Genomic DNA, 18322 nt, shown 5'->3' with positions numbered 1-18322 from the left:
AACGCCGGTCGCGTGGAAGTCTGCGCGAAACATGCATTTTTCAGCGCTTCCTCGAGAGTTCCATGTCCGACAAGGTCGTCACCCGTTTTGCCCCCTCGCCTACAGGCTACCTGCATATCGGCGGGGCGCGCACGGCGCTGTTCAACTGGCTCTATGCCAAGCACACTGGCGGCACGATGCTGCTGCGCATCGAGGATACCGATCGCGAGCGCTCCACCGAAGCTGCCACGGCTGCCATTCTCGACGGGCTGACCTGGCTTGGCCTTTCCTGGGATGGCGACGCCGTCTCGCAGTTCGAGCGCGCGCCGCGTCATCGCGAGGTGGCGGAGCAGCTCGTGCGCATGGGCAAGGCCTATTACAGCTACGAGACGCCGGCGGAGCTGGAGGCGATGCGCGAGGCCGCACGTGCCAAGGGCCTGCCGCCGCGTTACAACGGCCATTGGCGCGACCGCGGCCCCTCCGAGGCGCCGGCAGGCGTCAAGGGCGCGATCCGCATCAAGGCGCCGACCGAGGGCGTGACGATCGTCAACGACCGTGTGCAGGGCGAGGTGCGCTTCCCCAACAAGGATCTCGACGACTTCATCATCCTGCGCTCCGATGGCGTCCCGACCTACATGCATGCCGTTGTCGTCGACGATCACGACATGGGCGTCACCCACATTATCCGCGGCGACGATCACCTGACCAATGCCGCGCGCCAGACGGTGATCTACAACGCCATGGGCTGGGATGTGCCGTCGATGTCGCACATCCCGCTGATCCACGGCGCCGACGGCGCCAAGCTGTCCAAGCGGCACGGCGCGCTCGGCGTCGAGGCATATCGCGCCATGGGCTACCTGCCCGAGGCTCTGCTCAACTATCTGGCCAGGCTCGGCTGGAGCCATGGCGACGACGAGGTGATGTCGATCGAGGACATGATCGCCTGGTTCGACATCGGCGACGTCAACAAGGGCGCGGCCCGCTTCGACTTCGCCAAGCTCGAGGCGCTGAACGGCGTCCATATGCGCAAGATGGACGACCGGGCGCTGTTCGACATCTTCGTCGCCACCTTGCCTTATCTCGAAGGCGGCCCGGCGCTCGCGGCAAAGCTCGATGACCGGCGCAAGGCGCAACTGCTTACCGCCATGCCCGGCCTTAAGGAGCGGGCAAAAACTCTTGTGGAACTGGTCGACGGCGCGGCGTTCTTGTTCGTCGAGCGGCCGTTGCCGTTGGACGAGAAGGCGGCGGGCTTGCTCAACGCGGATGCGCGCGCGATTCTGCGCGGCGCGCATGGTGCATTGTCTTCTGTTCAGGGCGACTGGAACGCCGCCTCGGCCGAGGCTTCGATCCGCGACTTCGCGCAGACCGGCGGGCACAAGCTGGGCGCGGTGGCGCAGCCCCTGAGAGCCGCGCTGACCGGCCGCAGCACCTCGCCAGGCGTGTTCGACGTGCTTGCCGTGCTGGGCCGCGAGGAAAGCCTTGCGCGCATTGGAGATCAAATCGATTAGGAGCGAGCTGGCCCAAGAAGATTGGCATTGAAAGGTGTGTTTCGCAGTGCAACATTGGGCTTGGCCCAATCTGGCACGCACCTCCTAAAATGCGGTGGCGAGTTCGCGCATTCCGGTGACTTCGACGTGTCGTTTGCAGGAATTGCCTTGCCGGCATGAGGAACAAAAGGAGTTGAGAATGAGCGAAGCTGCGACAAAACCGGAACCGGGCAGCAAAAAGCGCGAGTCGGCCGCCAGGCTCGAGCTCGCCGGCAAGACGCACGAATTAAAGGTGCGAAGCGGGACGGTCGGGCCGGACGTCATCGACATCGGCTCGCTCTACAGCACCACCGGCGCCTTCACCTACGATCCCGGTTTCACCTCAACCGCAAGCTGCGAATCGGGGATCACCTTCATCGACGGCGATGCCGGCATCCTGCTGCATCGCGGCTTCCCGATCGATCAGCTCGCCGAGCACGGCGACTTCCTCGAGGTCTGCTATCTGCTGCTCTACGGCGAGTTGCCGACCAAGGCGCAGAAGGACGACTTCGATTATCGCGTGACGCGCCACACGATGGTGCATGAGCAGATGTCGCGCTTCTTCACCGGCTTCCGCCGCGACGCGCATCCGATGGCGGTGATGTGCGGCGTGGTCGGCGCGCTGTCGGCCTTCTATCACGACTCGACCGACATCTCGGACCCGTATCAGCGCATGGTCGCCTCCATGCGCCTGATCGCCAAGATGCCGACGATCGCGGCGATGGCCTATAAGTACCATATCGGCCAACCCTTCATTTACCCGAAGAACGATCTCGGCTTCGCGGCCAACTTCCTGCACATGTGCTTTGCCGTGCCGTGCGAGGAATACAAGATCAATCCGGTGCTGGCGCGCGCCATGGACCGCATCTTCATCCTGCACGCCGACCACGAGCAGAACGCTTCGACCTCGACTGTGCGCCTGGCCGGCTCGTCGGGCGCCAACCCGTTCGCCTGCATCGCCGCCGGCATCGCCTGCCTGTGGGGTCCGGCGCATGGCGGCGCCAACGAAGCGGCCCTCAACATGCTGGGCGAGATCGGCCATGTCGACCATATCCCCGAGTTCATCGCCCGCGCCAAGGACAAGAACGACCCGTTCCGGCTGATGGGCTTCGGCCACCGCGTCTACAAGAACTACGATCCGCGCGCCAAGATCATGCAGAAGACCGCGCATGAGGTGCTGGGCGAGCTCGGCATCAAGGACGATCCTCTGCTCGACATCGCGATGGAGCTGGAAAAGATCGCGCTGACCGACGAGTATTTCATCGAAAAGAAGCTTTACCCGAATGTCGACTTCTATTCCGGCATCACGCTGAAGGCGCTGGGCTTCCCCACCACCATGTTCACCGTGCTGTTCGCGGTCGCCCGCACCGTCGGCTGGATCGCGCAGTGGAAGGAAATGATCGAGGATCCGCACCAGAAGATCGGCCGCCCGCGCCAGCTCTACACCGGCGCTACGGAACGCGATTACGTGCCGATTGCCAAAAGGTAATTGAGCGAATAGCGAAATAGCGAGTAGCGAATAGGGGAAACGGGCGAAGCCGACACAGCCCTATTCGCTATTCGCTACTCCCTATTCGCTCTCTTTATGCACCCCATCACCACCTCGGCGGCGATCTCGCCCGAGGGTCGCTCGGTCGCCATGCGCCGGGCAATCTCGGCAAAGCCCGCCTTTTGCCAGGCGCGCATGCCGGTGTCGGCAAACAGCGCTTCCAGCTGCCGCGCCAGGTTCTCCGGCCGGACATACTGATCGTAGAATTCCGGCACCAGCGCGCGATCGGATATCAAATTGGGCAGCAGCGCCGACCACGTCGTCACCATATGCTGCAGAAGCTGGCGCGCGATCGGGTCGAGCTTGTAGCAGGAAACCATCGGAACGCCCGCGAGCGCCAGTTCCAGCGAAACCGTCCCAGACGCGATCAACGCCGCGTCGGCCTTGCCGAAGGCCTGCCATTTGCGCTCCGGCTCGGTGATGATTTCCGGCTTGTCGTCCCAGCTCGCGACCGAGGCCTTCACCAGCTCGGCGACATGCGGCACCGTCGGCAACAGCAAGCGCAGGCGGTGGCCGCGCTGGCGCAGCGCCGACATCGCCTTGCCGAAGGGTTCGATCAGCCGCCGCACCTCGCCGCGGCGCGAGCCGGGCAGCACCAGCACCGTCTTGACGCGGTCGTCGGCGAGGTCGCGCGGCTGGCTCTGCGCCTTGGCGGCGCCAAGCACGCCCGGATCCTGCGTCAACCGGTGGCCGACATAAGTGCCCGGCGGTCCGCCAAGACGAGCGAGCGCCTTCACCTCGAACGGCAGGATGCAGAGGATGTGATCGACATACGGTTTCATCGCCACAGCCCTGCCCGGCCGCCAGGCCCATACGCTCGGGCAGACATAATGGACGATCGGAATGGCCGGCGCCGCTGCGCGGACCTTCTTCGCGACACGCAGAGAAAAATCCGGACTATCGATGGTAACCAGGCAGTCGGGCCGCTCGGCTGCGATCATCGCCGCCGTCTGGCTGATGCGGCGCATCAGCCGCGGCAGGTCGCGCAGCACCGCGCTGAAGCCCATCAGCGCGATCTCGCCGCCATCGAAGAGCGGGGTCAGCCCCAGTTGCTGCAGGTGACGGCCGCCAATGCCGACGAGCTGCACCTTGCGGCCCGTCGTGCGCTCGAGCGCCCGCACGATGTCGGCGCCAAGCAGATCGCCGGATTCCTCGCCGGCGACGATCGCGAGCTTGAGCGGCTTGTCAGCGACCATTAGCCGGCTCCCCATTGGACGCCTCCATGGCAGGCAGGCCGATGATGAACAGGCCGAGAGCATTAGCGCGCGCCAGCGTTTCCGGACCTTCGAGAATTAGGGCGTGGCCGGCTTCCAGCGCAATGCCGGCCAGCCCGGCGGCGTGTGCGGCTTCGATCGTCTGCGGGCCGATGGAGGGCAAGTCGGCGCGCAGCTCCTGCCCAGGCTTGGCGCATTTGACCAGTACGCCGCGCGCCTTGCCGGCCAGCCTGCCGTGGCTGCGCAATTCCCGCGTTCTGTCGAGCAGGCCGGCAGTGCCCTCGATGCCTTCCAGCGCGATGGCTCGACCTCCTATCGCAATCGCCGCCTGGCCGATATCGAGCGCGCCAATGGCTTTGGCGGCGGCGCGCCCGGCTTTGATGTCGCGCCAGTCGGATTGGTTTGGACGAGCCGCCGTCAACGTGCCTTCGCCGGCCGTCAGTTCGGGAACGACCTCATGCGCGCCGACCACCGCAATGCCCCGATCTTCAAGGCTTCGGGTCAACACCTTCAGCAAGCCGTCGTCGCCGCGTTTCAGCGCTCTGATCACGGAAGGTATTATGGCCAGCAAGCCAAGTGTCGGTCGAATCTCGCTCAAACGCGGCCTGCGCTTGATTTCGCCGGCAAGAACGAGATGCGTGATCCCATTGCGCTTCAACAAGGGAAGCAGCAGGCCGATATCTTCCAGTGCCAGCGTCTGCCGCTCGTAGGCGGAAAAGTCCGCCTCGCGGTCGACCTCACCCTCGGCGATGATCACGAAGGGCATAAAACCTTGCTTGAGCAGACCATCGGCAACCTCGACGGGCAGGCTGCCCCCACCGGCGATGATGCCGACCCTGGAGCCCGGCGCGAGTACGAGCCCTGCCTTGGCCGGCTCAGCCCTCGTCATCGCCGCTGTCGTCGTCGCCGTCGCCCTTGAGCGATGGGACGGCAAAGTGCCGTTTGCCGCGACTTGTGATGAAATCGATGATCTTCATGGCCGTTGGCGATCCGGCGAACTCGGCCTTGGCGAGTTCCACATTCTCACTGACGGTGCGGGAACGATCGAAGATCGTCCTATAAGCCTTGCGCAGCAGGTAGATTTCGGAACGCGGCAGGCCGGAGCGCTTGAGCCCTATGATGTTCAGGCCACGCAGCTTGGCGCGGTTGCCGGCGGCGATGGCATAAGGAATGACGTCGCCAACGACCGCCGCGCAGCCGCCGATGAACACATTGTCGCCGAGGCGCACGAATTGATGAACGGCGGTCAGGCCGCCGATATAGACGTTGTCGCCGATCTCGCAATGTCCGCCCAGCGTCGCGCCATTGGCGAAGGTGGCATTCTTGCCGACGACGCAATCGTGGGCGATGTGGGCGTAGGCGAGGAAGTTGCCGTTGTCGCCGACAGTCGTCTCGCCACGGCTGGTGTCGGTGCCGACATGCATTGTGACGCCTTCACGAATCGTGCAGTTCGCTCCGATGACCAGAGTGGTGCGACCGCCCTTGTGCTTGGTGTTTTGCGGCGGCGCGCCTAGCGTGGCCATTGGATAGACCTTTGTCCCGGCCCCGATGGACGTGGCGCCCATCACCGACACATGGCTGACCAGTTCGACGCGGTCGCCGATGATCGAATCGGCGCTGACATGGCAGAAGGGTCCGATGCGGACGCCTTCACCGAGCCTGGCTCCTTCTTCGACGACCGAGGAAGGATGAATGGATGTCGCGACTTTCATGAGCATTTCGAACCGTCAGCCGGTAACCATCATGGCCGAAACCTCGGCTTCGGCGGCTTTCGCGCCGTCAACCATCGCCTCGCAGGCAAATTTCAGCAGGTTACCGCGTTTTTTGATCTTCTTGACGTGGATCCTGAGCTGATCGCCTGGAACGACCGGCTTGCGGAATTTCGCGTTGTCGATGGTCATGAAATAAACCAGCGACGGCTTCTCGGTGTTGAGGCTGCGAATGCAGATCGCGCCCGCGGTCTGGGCCATCGCCTCGATGATGAGCACGCCGGGCATGACCGGCTGCTGGGGAAAGTGGCCCTGGAAATGCGGCTCGTTGATGGTCACGTTCTTGATGCCGACAGCGGACTCGTCGCCATCTATGTCGACGATGCGATCGATCAGCAGAAACGGATAGCGATGCGGCAGGAGCTTCATAAGCCCCATGATGTCGACCGCATCGAGTGAAGTTGCCACCGTATCAGCCATTTCCGTCGCCTTGCTTGCGCGTCCTGGCCATCCTGCGCAGCATCGCTATCTCACGCATGGCTTCCGCCATGGGTTGCGCCGGGTAACCTCCCCAGACCTCGCCTGCCGGCACGTTGTTCATGAATCCACTTCTCGCAGCAAGCTTGGCTCCTGGCCCGATGGTCAGATGATCGGCGAGGCCGACACCGCCGCCCATGGTGACGTTGTCGCCGACGACGACGGAACCGGAAATACCCGAAAGCCCGGCTATAATGCAATTGCGGCCGATGCGAACATTGTGGGCGATCTGCACCAGATTGTCGATCTTGGTGCCTTGGCCGATGACGGTGTCGGACATCGCGCCGCGGTCGACAGTCGAATTGGAGCCGATCTCGACATCGTCCTGAATGATGACGCGGCCGATCTGCGGCACGCGTTCAGGCCCTTTGGCGCCGCCAACGAAGCCGAAACCATCCTGGCCGATCCTGGCGCCGCCATGGATGATGACGCGGTTGCCGATAAGCGCATATTGAACGCTGACGCCGGGGCCGATGAAGCCGTCGCGGCCGATCTGGCAGGAACGGCCGACAACGGCGTGGGGCGCAACGACCGTGCCGCTGCCGATGGATACGCCGGGACCGATCACGGCGCCTGCCTCTACGATCGCCCCGTCCTCGATGTGCGCGGATGGATCGATAAACGCGTGGGGCGATATGCCGGTTTCTCCGGTCAATGGCCCCGGAGTGGCAGCCTGCGGAAACAATAGGCGCCCGACCATCGCGAAAGCTTGCTGCGGGCGCGGATGCATCAGCACCGCGATGCCCGGCGGCGCCTTGCTGGCGAAATCGGCGGGGCATAGCACCGCGGCCGCCCTGAGCGACGGCATCAACGCGAAATTGCGCTTGCCGTCGACAAAGACGAGCGCGCCGTTGCCACCCTCGTTGGCGGGAGCCAGCGCCTCGATGGCAATTTCGGCCTGATCGGAATCGAACAGGCTGGCGCCGGTCAGATTCGCGACCTCGCCAGCCGTGTACCGGCGTGAAGGCGCGAAGAACACCGGATCGGTCATTCCAGAAGTAATATCCAGCTGGGTTGGATCGGTCCACTCCGGGCCGTCATCCGGCCCGGAATCATCGCAACCACAAAGTTAGAAGCGGGTCGCGATACCGAAGTTGAATTCCTGCACGTCGTCGGTCGACTCTTTCTTGACCGGGATCGCATAGTCGATGCGGATCGGGCCGAACGGCGAAGCCCACATCAGGCCGATACCGACTGAGGCGCGTAGCTTCATGTCCGTCGATTCCTGCGCAACCGAAGTAATCTTGGTTCCGTAAAGCGTTGCCGCATCGGCAAACACGGCACCACGCAAGCCGAAGCTTTCTGGAATGACAGGCAGCGGGAACTGCGCTTCGGCCGACGCATTGAAATAGGTCGTGCCGCCGAGATGATCGCCCGTGAGCGGATCCACAGGGCCGATGCCGCCATACTCAAAGCCGCGGATCATGCGATCGTTGCTTTGGAACTGGTCGAAGATACGCAGACCGTTGTCGCCATAGCCCGCAATGTAGCCTGCGCCGCCAGAAACGAGGCCGACAAGGTCGAGCTGCTCCGACAACGTCTGATACACGCTTGCACGCCCGGTCACCTTTACCCACTTGGCATCGCCGCCAAGACCGGCAAACTCGGTGACACCGGTGACGAACAGACCCTCATGCGGGTTCTTCATATCGTCGATAGTGTTGTAGGTGAGACCCAAGCTGACCGACGACTTGAGCCATGAACCCTGATCGATCGCGTCTTTGATGGCCTGCGAAAGGTTGCAGTCGCCTTCAATACCATCGCCGTTACTGTCGCAGTTGTCGTACTTATATTTTTCCTGGGAGATATTGTACGCCAGCTGCGTCGAAATGTTGTCGGTGATCGGCAGGCCGAAGCGGATGGTCGCGCCCGTTGTGTCCGCATCATAGTGATCGTATTCGCGGGTCGACTTGTAAATATCGAAGCCCGCCGCAATACGCCGGCCGAGGAAGTAAGGCTCGGTGAACGAAATGGCATAGTCGCGCGAATGCCTGCCGCCGCCGGCCGACAGCTTGATGTACTGGCCGCGCCCGAGGAAGTTACGCTCGGTGATCGAGCCTTCGATCGACGGGCCGGGCGTGTCGCCGCCAGTGGAATAACCAGCGCCGACCGAGAACTCGCCTGTCGATTTTTCGACAACGGTGACCACGAGCACGACCTGGTCCGGCGCCGAGCCCGGAACCGTCGAGATGTCGACAGACTGGAAATAATCAAGGGCTTCCAGCCGCTTCTTCGCGCGCTGGATGAGAACCTGGTTGAAGGCATCGCCCTCGCTGACATCGAATTCGCGACGGATGACATAGTCGCGCGTGCGGTCGTTGCCGCGGATTTCGATGCGCTCGACATAGGCCTTGGTGCCCTGGTCGATGGTGTAGACGACCGAAATGGTGTGGTTCTCGAAATTGCGGTCGCCGCGCGGCGTCACCTGGGCGAAGGCGTAGCCCGAACCCGCGACCTTCTCGGTCAACGCGACGATCGAATCCTCGACATCCTTGGCGTTGTAGACGTCGCCCTTGTGGGTTTCGACCGCCGATTCCAGCGACTTCGAATCGACTTCAGGGATGGTGCTTTCCACGCTGACGTCGCCGAACGTATAGCGATCGCCTTCCTGCACGGTGATGGTGACCGTGTATTTGTTGGTGGCGTCGTCAAGCTCGCCGACGGCCGAGACGACCTGGAAGTCGGCATAGCCGTGATTGTAGTAGAAGCGGCGCAGCAGCTCCTGGTCGGCGCGCAGCTTGTCCTCGTCATAGACGTCGTCGCGCAGCACGAAGGACAGCCAGGACGAGCGCTTGGTGTTGATGACGTCCGACAGGCGGCGGCTGGAATAAGCGTGGTTGCCGACGAAGTTGATCGCCGCGATCTGGGTGCGGCCGCCTTCGTTGATGTTGAAGACAACGTTCACGCGATTGTCGCCGAGATCCATGACCTGCGTGGTCACGGCAGCGTCGTCGCGGCCAATGCGCTTGTAGGCCGTCTTGATCGCCTCGACATCGGCGTCCAGCGCCTGCTGCGAGAAGGTTGCACGCGGCTTCAGCTGGATACCCATCTGAAGCGCGTTGTCCTTGATCTTCTTGTTGCCCTGGAACAGGACCTGGTTGACGACCTTGTATTCGGAAACCTTGACGACCAGGCTCGAACCGACCTGGTTGATCTGAACGTCCGAGAACAGCCCCGTGCCGAACAGCGCCTTGACGGCATCGTCGATATCGGAACTGGAAAAAGGCTTGCCCGGCTTGATCGAAATGTAATTGCGGATGGTTTCCGCATCGACGCGCTGGTTGCCGCTGACCTCGACACGCGAGATGACCGCGGCCTCGGCCACCGACGTGGCGGCGAACTGCACTGCGAGCGCGCCTGGCACGACCAGAGCGGCGGACAAAGCCGCCGCGGAAGCGGCGCTCAGAAACTTGGATGCTGCCTTCATCGGGCTTTTGTACCTTTTTCTCGTAGTCCCCACGGCGAGAAAACCGGACGTGCGGTATTTTCCCTTACCGTATTAACCGGATTTTCCCTACACGCAAGGCTCCCGGTTAATTTGTATTTACTTAACCGTACCGCGTGGCTTTCGCGTCACGCATATCCCCACGCATGGTAAACGGCATCTCAATATGACCGAAGCTGAAGCCAAATTTCTTCATGATTTCAGCATCCAAACAGATCGTTCCAAAACACGAAGCCCATGAATCCGAGCACCAGGAACAACCCGGTCCGGTAGGCCATCTCCATCGTTCGCTCCGAAACGGGCCGCCTGATGACGGCCTCCACGCCGTAGAACAACAGGTGGCCGCCGTCGAGGGGGGGAATCGGCAGCAGATTGAGAAATCCTATTCCGACTGACAGAAATGCAACAAGCTGCACCAGCCACTCGAAGCCGAGCTTGGCTGCCTGGCCCGACATCTTCGCGATCTTGATCGGACCGCCCAACTGGCATTTGTCCTCGCGTCCAAGCGCAAAGCGCTGCAGGAACTGGCCGGTGCGCTCGATCACGTGCCCGGTTTCCTCGACCGCCGCCACCACGGCGCCGGCCGGCGTGTAGGAGATCAGGCGCGGCTGGCCGAGTTCGGCGTTGTTGACGACGCCGATGACCGCGACCTTGACCTTGTTGCCCAGCGCATCCTGCTGCTCCATGGGCTCCGGCGCGGCCGTAACGTCGATTTCCTTGCCGTCGCGCAACATGGTGAAGGTGATGGCGTCACCTGCCCGGCCGGAAACCAGCCGCTGCACGTCGGCAAAAGTCTCCACCTTGCTGCCGTCGACTTTGACGAATCGGTCGCCTGGCTGGATTCCGGCTTTTTCCGCCGGGCTGCCGGCGGTCACCTCGGCCACCATCGGCTCCAGGACCGGACGGCCATAGAGGGAAAACAGCACCGCAAACACGGCGATCGTCAGCAGGAAATTGAACAGCGGCCCGGCAACGACGGTAGCAGCGCGCTTCCAGATCGGTTGGGTGTGGAAGGCGACCTCGCGCTCGGCATCCGTCAGCGATTCGATCTCCTCCGTGCTCGGCTGGCTCGACGTCGCATTCATGTCGCCGACGAATTTGACGTAGCCGCCAAGCGGAATAGCGCAAAGCTTCCAGCGCGTGCCGCGGCGGTCGTAAAAGCCGAAGAGCTCGGGGCCGAAGCCGATGGAAAAAGCCTTCACGCCGATGCCGCACCAGCGGCCGATCAGATAGTGGCCCATCTCGTGGACGAACACGACGACGGTCAGCACGAACAAAAACGGCACGAGCGTGCCAAGGACGAAGCCTTGCGTGCTGAAAACCGCGTGAAAGATGTCGTTCAAGTCATGCCCTCAAATTGCCCGCACACGACATTCCACCGCGACTGTGGCATCAATCCGGGCGAATCGGTGGCGCGCGCCATTTTTCGCCTTACTGCTATGTCGTTCAGTTTGGAAAAAGCCCCAATGCCGGATGCTCGGCGCCCGCCGCGACCCAGCCCATGACGTACAGTGCGAACGCGGCCGCGACAAGCCCGTCCACCCTGTCCATGACCCCGCCATGGCCGGGAATGAGATTGCTGGAATCCTTGGCGCCGTGCCGGCGCTTGACCCATGATTCGAACAGGTCGCCGGCTTGCGAAACGATCGACAGAGCAAGCGCCACCAGGCCAAGCTGAACGAGATTGCCGGCGCCGGCTGCGATTGAGAGCAAAACTCCGGCGATAACGCCGCCGACGGCGCCGCCCAGCGCGCCGCTCTGCGTCTTGCCGGGCGAGATTGACGGCGCGAGCTTCGGGCCGCCGACCGCGCGGCCGACGAAATAGGCAGCTATGTCGGTTGCCCAGACCACGGCGAACAGGAAGAGAATCGCAATCAGCCCGGAATGATTGTCGTCACGGAGATAGGCGAGCGAAAAGCCGGATAGTGCTGCGTAGGCCACCCCCGAGGCTTCCCACGGCGCGGCCCCCTTGGTCCGAGCGACAATGGCCGCGACCGCCACCAGGATCGCGACGAGGAGCAGCAGCCACAAGGCCGGCAGGCCGGCGATCAGGGCGCCGACGAAGATCAGAATCAGTGCTTCCGGCAGGAAGCCGAGCGCCGCGCCGTTCCCGGCGCGCGCCATGCGCGTCCATTCATAGAAGATCAGCGCCGCTATTGCGGCGCAGAACAGCCGGAACGGCAATCCGCCGAGCCAGGTGAGCCCAAGCGTCAGAGCCGCCATCACGATTGCCGAGATGACGCGCTGCTGGAGGTTGCTCATGCGTGGCGGCGCCTAAAGCGCGACATCGCGGGCGGCGAGCCCGCCAAAGCGTCGTTCGCGGCCGGCAAAGTCGCGCAAGGCGTCGGCCAGGTGCTCGCGGCTGAAGTCCGGCCAATAGCAAGGCAGGAAAACGAGCTCGCTATAGGCAGCCTGCCAGAGAAGGAAGTTCGACAGCCTGAGCTCGCCGCTGGTCCTGATCACCAGCTCGGGATCGGGAATGCCCTTTGTGTCGAGCGATGCGGCAAAGCTTTCGGCCGTGATCGCCTCGCTCGCCATGTCGCCGCGCGCGACGGCCTCCGCCAGCTTGCGCGCTGTGCGCACGATCTCGTCGCGGCCGCCGTAATTGAAGGCGATGACCAGTGTCAGCGCCTCATTGCCGGCGGTCAGCGATTCGGCCTCCTGCAGCAGCCCCCGGATATCGGGCTGCAGCCCCTCTTTGTCGCCGATCACCCTCACCCGCACACCGTTCTGATGCAGTTCGGCAAGATCGCGGCGGATGAACAGCTTCAAAAGCCCCATGAGGTCGCTGACCTCGGATTTCGGCCGCGACCAGTTCTCGGAGGAAAAGGCGTAGACGGTCAGGTAGGAGATGCCGAGCTCGGGTGCGGCGCGCACCGTCTTGCGCAGGGCCTCGACGCCGGCGCGGTGTCCGGCAAGGCGCGGCAGGCCGCGCGCCTTGGCCCAGCGTCCGTTTCCATCCATGATGATCGCGACATGCGCGGGGGTTGCCATGGTCTCGCTTTCGAGCCGGAAAACCCCGACCCTAAACCTGCATGATTTCAGCTTCCTTATCGGAAAGCAGGTGATCGATGGTGCTGATCATCTCGTCGGTCAGCTTCTGGACCTGGTCGGACCGCTTGCGCTGATCGTCCTCGCTGATGGTGCCGTCCTTCTCAGCCTTCTTGAGGAAATCCATGCCGTCGCGGCGGACATGGCGCACCGCGACGCGTGCGTTCTCGGCATAGCCATGCGAGATCTTGACCAGTTCCTTGCGGCGCTGCTCATTGAGTTCCGGCAGCGGGATCCTGAGATTGGTGCCGTCGACGATCGGATTGAAGCCCAGATTGGCTTCGCGGATAGCGCGGTCGACCGCGCTGACCATCGACTTGTCCCAGACCGAGACCGAAATCATGCGCGGCTCCGGCACCGTCACGTTGGCCACCTGGTTGATCGGCATCGTCGTGCCGTAGGCCTGGACCTGGACGGCGTCGAGCAGGTTGCTGGAGGCTCGGCCGGTGCGCAGCGACGCCAGGTCGTGCTTGAAGGCGGCGATCGCCCCGTCCATGCGTCGCTTCAGGTCTTCGAACTCGCCACTCATGATCATCTCCTCGACCCGTTCGCCGGGTTCACTGCTTATGCCGTCGTGCCGTCCGCGGTACCGTTCAACGGATCCCGGCCTCGCCTATTTGTCCGCGACGACCGTGCAATGGCCGCCGCCCCTTAGAATATCGCCGAAACCACCTTTTTCGTGGATCGAATAGACGATTATCGGAATGTTGTTTTCACGCGCAAGTGCAATCGCGGCTGTGTCCATGATCGCGAGCCCGCGTTTGATGACTTCGGCGTGGCTGATGCGGTCGAAACGGACCGCGTTCGGGTCCTTCTTGGGGTCGGCTGAATAGACCCCGTCGACCTGCGTGCCTTTGAACAGCGCATCGGCGCCGATCTCGGCGGCGCGCAGGGCCGCGGCCGAATCGGTGGTGAAGAACGGATTGCCGGTGCCGCCGGCGAAAATGACCACCTTGCCCTGGTTCATATAGGCGGTCGCCTGGCGTTGGGAAAAACTCTCGCAAAGTTCCGGCATGGCGATCGCCGAAAGCACGACGGCATCGACGCCGATCTTGTTGAGCGAGGTGCGCAGTGCCAGCGAGTTGATGACGGTGGCGAGCATGCCCATGTGATCGCCGGTGACCCGGTCGCCGCCTTTGGAGGCCACAGCCACGCCGCGAAAAATATTGCCGCCGCCGATGACGACACCCACTTCGACGCCCAGCGCGCGCGCCTCGGCAATGTCGGCGGCGATGCGGTCGACAACGGAGACATCGATGCCGAAATGCTGCTCGCCCATCAACGCTTCGCCGGAAGCCTTCAGCACGACACGTCGATAGAGGGGCTTCACCGTCATCTCATTCCTCGAATATCTCGGCGCGGCAATTTTGGAGGCAAAACCGCCCCCGCTTCATCCGGCGATGCTGTCATGACGGGTTGACCCGATACACGAAGGGCGCGGCGATGTCACGCCGCGCCCTCGTGCAAAATTCCAGGCTTTTTCGGTCAGTTGCCGCCCTTTTGATCAACGGCTGGAGACGCTGACTGCCTCGCCTTCGATCATGACCGCGGGCGAATAACCGGCCGGCTTGTCGCCGGTCACGGCGCCGCCGGTCACCCGGACCTGGATCTCAGAGCCGAAATAGGAATGCGGGAACGGCGCCGGCATGGCGCTGACCTTTTCCAGCCGCGCGCGAAGCTCGGCGGGAATCGAAAAATCGAGCGCGCCGAGATTGTCCTGCAGCTGAGTGAGCTTCGTCGCTCCAAGGATGACGGAAGCGATGCCTGGCTGCGTCGCCACCCAGTTGAGCGCAACCTGGGCCATGCTGCGGCCGAGCTCGGCCGCCACCTTCTCGAGTTCCGCCACGATCGCCCAGTTGCGATCGCTGAACTTCTGGAAGCCGGGATGCGTGGTGTTGCGGAAACCGTCGAGCCGCCCGGCCCTTCCGGCTTGCGTCGGCTTGTATTTGCCGCTGAGGAGCCCGCTGGCCAAAGGGCTCCACACCATGATGCCGGCGCCATGACGGGTGCCGAAAGGCACATATTCATGTTCGATGGCGCGCTCGGCGAGCGAATATTCGAGCTGCAGCGCCGAGACCGGCTCGTAGCCGCGCAGTTCGGCGATCGCCTGGGCGCGGCCGGCATACCAGGCCGGCACGTCGGAGAGGCCGATATGGCGCACCTTGCCGGCGCGAACGAGGTCGTCCAGCGTGCGCAGCACCTCCTCGGCCGGAGTAATCCTGTCCCAGACATGCAGAAGATAAAGGTCGATATAGTCAGTGCCGAGCCGTTTCAGCGAGGCGTCCAGGGCCCGCATGATGTTCTTGCGGCCGTTGCCGCCGGCATTCGGATTGCCGGCCTCGGAATTCATGGTGAATTTTGTGGCGATCACAGCCTTGTCGCGCAGGCCGCGCTCGGCGACGAACTCGCCGAGCCAGGTCTCGGCGGTACCGCCGGTATAGAGGTCGGCCGTGTCGAAGAAGTTGCCGCCCGCTTCGACATAGGCATCGAACATCGCGCGAGCTGTGTCCCTGTCCGCGCCCCAGCCCCATTCGGTGCCGAAGGTCATGGTGCCGAGCGCCAGCCGGCTAACGCGCAGGCCGCTGTTGCCAATCGTGTAGTAGGTCATGGCCATGGGTGGTCTCCCGATTCTGAACTGAATTCCTGCCGGTCACTGGCCGGGGGTGGCCTTGACCCAGGGATTGCCGCGCTCATGCGTCATGCGGAAGGTGAAGCCGTCGACCTTCCAGCCGGAGGCCGAGCGTGTCAGGTGGTGCTCATAGGTGCCCCAGACTTCCCAGAGTGGATCGCCATTGCCTTCCATCCGGTTCCAGGCATAGCCATTGGAGCGGACAGTCGCGGCATCGGCTTCGAGCACGACCTGATGGTTGGTGCGCAGATGCAGGCTGGTCTTGCTGCCCTTGAGGTTGCCCGCCCAGGCGCCGATCAGGTCGTCGGACGCGATGTTGGCTGCGGGCTGGCCGGACAGGCTGCTGAAATCGGCGGTGACACGCTCGGCGAAATAGCTGCGCGCCAGCTTCCAGTCCTGTGCATCCACCGCGCGGTCGATGGCGTCGGCGATGCGGATGACGGCGCGCTCGTCGGCAAGGGCCTGCCAGCCGGCCGGTTCGGCACCGCCGGCATCGACCGGCGCCAGCACCATTCCTGCGGCAAAAGTTACATGTCTCAACGCGTTCATTTGGTCTCTCCTTGGCCATCAGCCCGCCGCCGATGTGTTGAAGCCAATATGAGCCGGCTCGGGGGCATCGATAAGATTGCATTGTTCGCAAAGACTGTGCGATATCATTCATGAATGGATCGCGATCTGCTCACACACCTTCCGGTCATTGTCGCCGTGGCCCGACGCGGCGGCTTCGCGCTTGCCGCGGCTGAGCTGGGCATGAGCCCGTCTGCCGTCAGCCATGCGGTGCGGCTGGTGGAGGAGCGTATCGGCCAGCCGCTCTTTGCGCGCACGACGCGCAGCGTCTCGCTGACCGAGGCAGGCAAAGCGCTGGTGGAGACTGCGGGCCCTGCCCTGCAGGACATCGCCGAGCGGATGGACCGCATTCGAGGCGTGAAGGGAAGGCCCGCCGGCCTGCTCAGGATCAACGCCTCCAACATAGCGATCCCCCTGGCGGTGACGCCGGTGGTCGCGGCGATGGCGGAACGCTATCCCGACGTGACGGTCGAGATCGTTGCCGATCAGGGACTTATCGATATCGTCGGGGAAGGGTTTGACGCCGGCATCCGGCTGGGTGAAATGATCGCGCAGGACATGGTCACCGTCAGGATGACGCCACCGTTCAAAGCCGTGATCGTTGCTTCTCCCGCCTATGTCGCAAAGCACGGCCGTCCGCGCGACGTGGCCGATCTCGCCAATCACAACTGCATCGGCTACCGGCTGGTTCGGTCAGGCGCGCTTTACCGCTGGGACCTGAACGACAACGGCAAGGATGTCGTTGTCGAGACGCGCGGCACGACCGTCGTCACGGATTCGCTTGGCGCCGTCGATCTGGCGCTGGCCGGCGTCGGGCTCGCCTACGTCTTCGAGCCGCTGGTGCGCGCCGACCTGGCAGCCGGCCGCCTCGTCCAGATCCTGCCGAAGACAGCGATCGAAGAGCCCGGGCTCTTCCTTTATTTCCCGCGCCGCGCGTCGATGGCGCCGAAGCTCAGGGCCTTTATCGATACCGCACAAGAAATCGGCCGGGCGTCCATGCGGACACCCGGCCGAGTCGCCTGAGCTCGTGAGCTCGTCACCTTAAGGAAACGCCGCGCGCTCCCCTCGGATCGGAGCTATTTCTTGACCGCGGCCGCGACTTCCGCCGCGAAATCGGTCGTTTCCTTCTCGATGCCTTCGCCGAGAGCAAAGCGCAGATAGGAGGTGATCTTCGCCGGAGCGCCGATCTCCTTCTCGGCATCCTTCAGCGCCCTCTCGACGGTGATGTCGGGATTGAGCACGAAGGCCTGCTTCAAAAGCACCACTTCTTCGTAGAACTTGCGCAGGCGGCCCTCGACCATCTTCTCGATGATGGCTTCCGGCTTGCCCGACTGGCGCGCCTGGTCGGAGAAGATCGCCTTCTCGCGCTCGATCAGCGCCGGGTCAACCTCTTCGGCCGTCAGCGCCACCGGGTTGGTGGCGGCGACGTGCATGGCAACCTGGCGGGCAAAGGCGTTCGCGGCATGCTCGTTGCCGGTGGTCTCGATCGCAACCAGCACGCCGAGCTTGCCCAGCCCATCGGCAACCGCATTGTGGACATAGGTCGCCACCACGCCCTGCGGCACGGTGAGCTTGGCCGAACGGCGGAAATTGATGTTCTCGCCGATGGTGCCGACCGCGTCCTTGACGGTCTCGGTGACCGTCTTGTCGGAGCCCGGATACTTGGCGGCGGCAACCGCTTCGGTTGCGCCATAGGCGAGCGCGACCTTCGCGACATTGCGGACCAGTTGCTGGAACTGCTCGTTGCGGGCGACGAAGTCGGTCTCGGAATTGACCTCGACGATGGCCGCTTCACGCAAGCCGGCGTCGACGCCGATCAGGCCCTCGGCGGCAGTGCGCCCGGCCTTCTTGTCGGCCTTGGAGATACCCTTCTTGCGCAGCCAGTCGACGGCCGCTTCCATGTCGCCGTTGGTCTCGTTCAACGCCGCCTTGCAGTCCATCATGCCCGCGCCGGTCAAGTCGCGGAGTTCTTTGACCTGTGCAGCCGAAATGCTCATTGTCGCCTCTTTGTCTCAAATGCGCCGACGCACCAACCGGGACCCGGATGATGCGCTCGGCAAAAGCGCTTTAGCGCGCCAACTTATTGGAAAGATGAAGGCCGGAATCCGGCCTCCCT

General features: G+C 63.3%; 17 protein-coding genes. 3 read left to right on the top strand and 14 right to left on the bottom strand.

Features of this window, described 5'->3' with window-relative positions; genetic code table 11:
- Nucleotides 1-62 precede the first annotated feature (62 nt).
- Nucleotides 63-1487, top strand: coding sequence for a glutamate--tRNA ligase (gltX, locus tag LB535_RS09970; RefSeq protein WP_224632035.1), 1425 nt, complete (start codon nt 63-65; stop codon nt 1485-1487).
- Between the two features lie 178 nt (nt 1488-1665).
- On the top strand, nt 1666-2994 hold the full coding sequence (gene gltA, locus LB535_RS09965) for a citrate synthase (protein WP_095765367.1): 1329 nt from the start codon (nt 1666-1668) through the stop codon (nt 2992-2994).
- Between the two features lie 74 nt (nt 2995-3068).
- On the opposite strand, the gene lpxB is transcribed toward gltA, so the two are convergent.
- The 13 genes from lpxB to LB535_RS09900 form a co-directional block, all read right to left on the bottom strand.
- Nucleotides 3069-4250 carry a lipid-A-disaccharide synthase gene (gene lpxB / locus LB535_RS09960; protein ID WP_224632034.1) on the bottom strand — a complete coding sequence of 394 codons (1182 nt, stop codon included), beginning with the start codon at nt 4248-4250 and terminating at the stop codon, nt 3069-3071.
- Nucleotides 4240-5157 carry an LpxI family protein gene (locus LB535_RS09955; protein ID WP_224632033.1) on the bottom strand — a complete coding sequence of 306 codons (918 nt, stop codon included), beginning with the start codon at nt 5155-5157 and terminating at the stop codon, nt 4240-4242. Before LB535_RS09955 ends, lpxB begins: the two co-directional genes overlap by 11 nt.
- Nucleotides 5144-5980 carry an acyl-ACP--UDP-N-acetylglucosamine O-acyltransferase gene (gene lpxA, locus LB535_RS09950; RefSeq protein ID WP_224632032.1) on the bottom strand — a complete coding sequence of 279 codons (837 nt, stop codon included), beginning with the start codon at nt 5978-5980 and terminating at the stop codon, nt 5144-5146. The genes LB535_RS09955 and lpxA overlap by 14 nt, the downstream gene beginning before the upstream one ends.
- 15 nt (nt 5981-5995) lie before the next feature.
- The gene (gene fabZ / locus LB535_RS09945; protein WP_095765364.1) at nt 5996-6457 is read right to left on the bottom strand and encodes a 3-hydroxyacyl-ACP dehydratase FabZ; all 462 of its coding nucleotides are present in this window, start codon (nt 6455-6457) and stop codon (nt 5996-5998) included.
- Nucleotides 6450-7505, bottom strand: coding sequence for a UDP-3-O-(3-hydroxymyristoyl)glucosamine N-acyltransferase (gene lpxD, locus LB535_RS09940; protein WP_224632031.1), 1056 nt, complete (start codon nt 7503-7505; stop codon nt 6450-6452). Before lpxD ends, fabZ begins: the two co-directional genes overlap by 8 nt.
- A 78-nt stretch (nt 7506-7583) precedes the next feature.
- Nucleotides 7584-9941, bottom strand: a complete 2358-nt coding sequence (bamA, locus tag LB535_RS09935) for an outer membrane protein assembly factor BamA (RefSeq protein WP_224632030.1) — start codon at nt 9939-9941, stop codon at nt 7584-7586.
- 218 nt (nt 9942-10159) lie between these two features.
- Complete coding sequence (gene rseP / locus LB535_RS09930; protein WP_224605819.1) at nt 10160-11302, bottom strand: RIP metalloprotease RseP; 1143 nt, start codon at nt 11300-11302, stop codon at nt 10160-10162.
- A gap of 103 nt (nt 11303-11405) precedes the next feature.
- Complete coding sequence (locus LB535_RS09925; RefSeq protein WP_224632029.1) at nt 11406-12221, bottom strand: phosphatidate cytidylyltransferase; 816 nt, start codon at nt 12219-12221, stop codon at nt 11406-11408.
- Between the two features lie 12 nt (nt 12222-12233).
- On the bottom strand, nt 12234-12953 hold the full coding sequence (locus LB535_RS09920) for an isoprenyl transferase (protein ID WP_140545922.1): 720 nt from the start codon (nt 12951-12953) through the stop codon (nt 12234-12236).
- Nucleotides 12954-12984: 31 nt separating this feature from the next.
- The gene (gene frr / locus LB535_RS09915) at nt 12985-13539 is read right to left on the bottom strand and encodes a ribosome recycling factor (RefSeq protein ID WP_095765618.1); all 555 of its coding nucleotides are present in this window, start codon (nt 13537-13539) and stop codon (nt 12985-12987) included.
- Between the two features lie 84 nt (nt 13540-13623).
- The gene (pyrH, locus tag LB535_RS09910; RefSeq protein ID WP_095765617.1) at nt 13624-14346 is read right to left on the bottom strand and encodes a UMP kinase; all 723 of its coding nucleotides are present in this window, start codon (nt 14344-14346) and stop codon (nt 13624-13626) included.
- A gap of 168 nt (nt 14347-14514) precedes the next feature.
- Nucleotides 14515-15624, bottom strand: a complete 1110-nt coding sequence (locus LB535_RS09905; RefSeq protein WP_224632028.1) for an aldo/keto reductase — start codon at nt 15622-15624, stop codon at nt 14515-14517.
- 36 nt (nt 15625-15660) lie between these two features.
- Nucleotides 15661-16188, bottom strand: coding sequence for a nuclear transport factor 2 family protein (locus tag LB535_RS09900; RefSeq protein WP_224544469.1), 528 nt, complete (start codon nt 16186-16188; stop codon nt 15661-15663).
- A gap of 114 nt (nt 16189-16302) precedes the next feature.
- Between LB535_RS09900 and LB535_RS09895 the strand changes: the two genes are divergently transcribed.
- Nucleotides 16303-17229, top strand: a complete 927-nt coding sequence (locus LB535_RS09895; protein ID WP_224632027.1) for a LysR family transcriptional regulator — start codon at nt 16303-16305, stop codon at nt 17227-17229.
- A gap of 53 nt (nt 17230-17282) precedes the next feature.
- Here LB535_RS09895 and tsf read toward each other — a convergent pair whose 3' ends face one another.
- On the bottom strand, nt 17283-18203 hold the full coding sequence (gene tsf / locus LB535_RS09890) for a translation elongation factor Ts (RefSeq protein WP_224632026.1): 921 nt from the start codon (nt 18201-18203) through the stop codon (nt 17283-17285).
- Nucleotides 18204-18322 lie beyond the last annotated feature (119 nt).

The sequence above is a fragment of the Mesorhizobium sp. CA10 genome (genome assembly GCF_020165285.1).
Lineage (GTDB): Bacteria > Pseudomonadota > Alphaproteobacteria > Rhizobiales > Rhizobiaceae > Mesorhizobium.
This window is presented reverse-complemented; position numbering and strand designations above follow the sequence as displayed.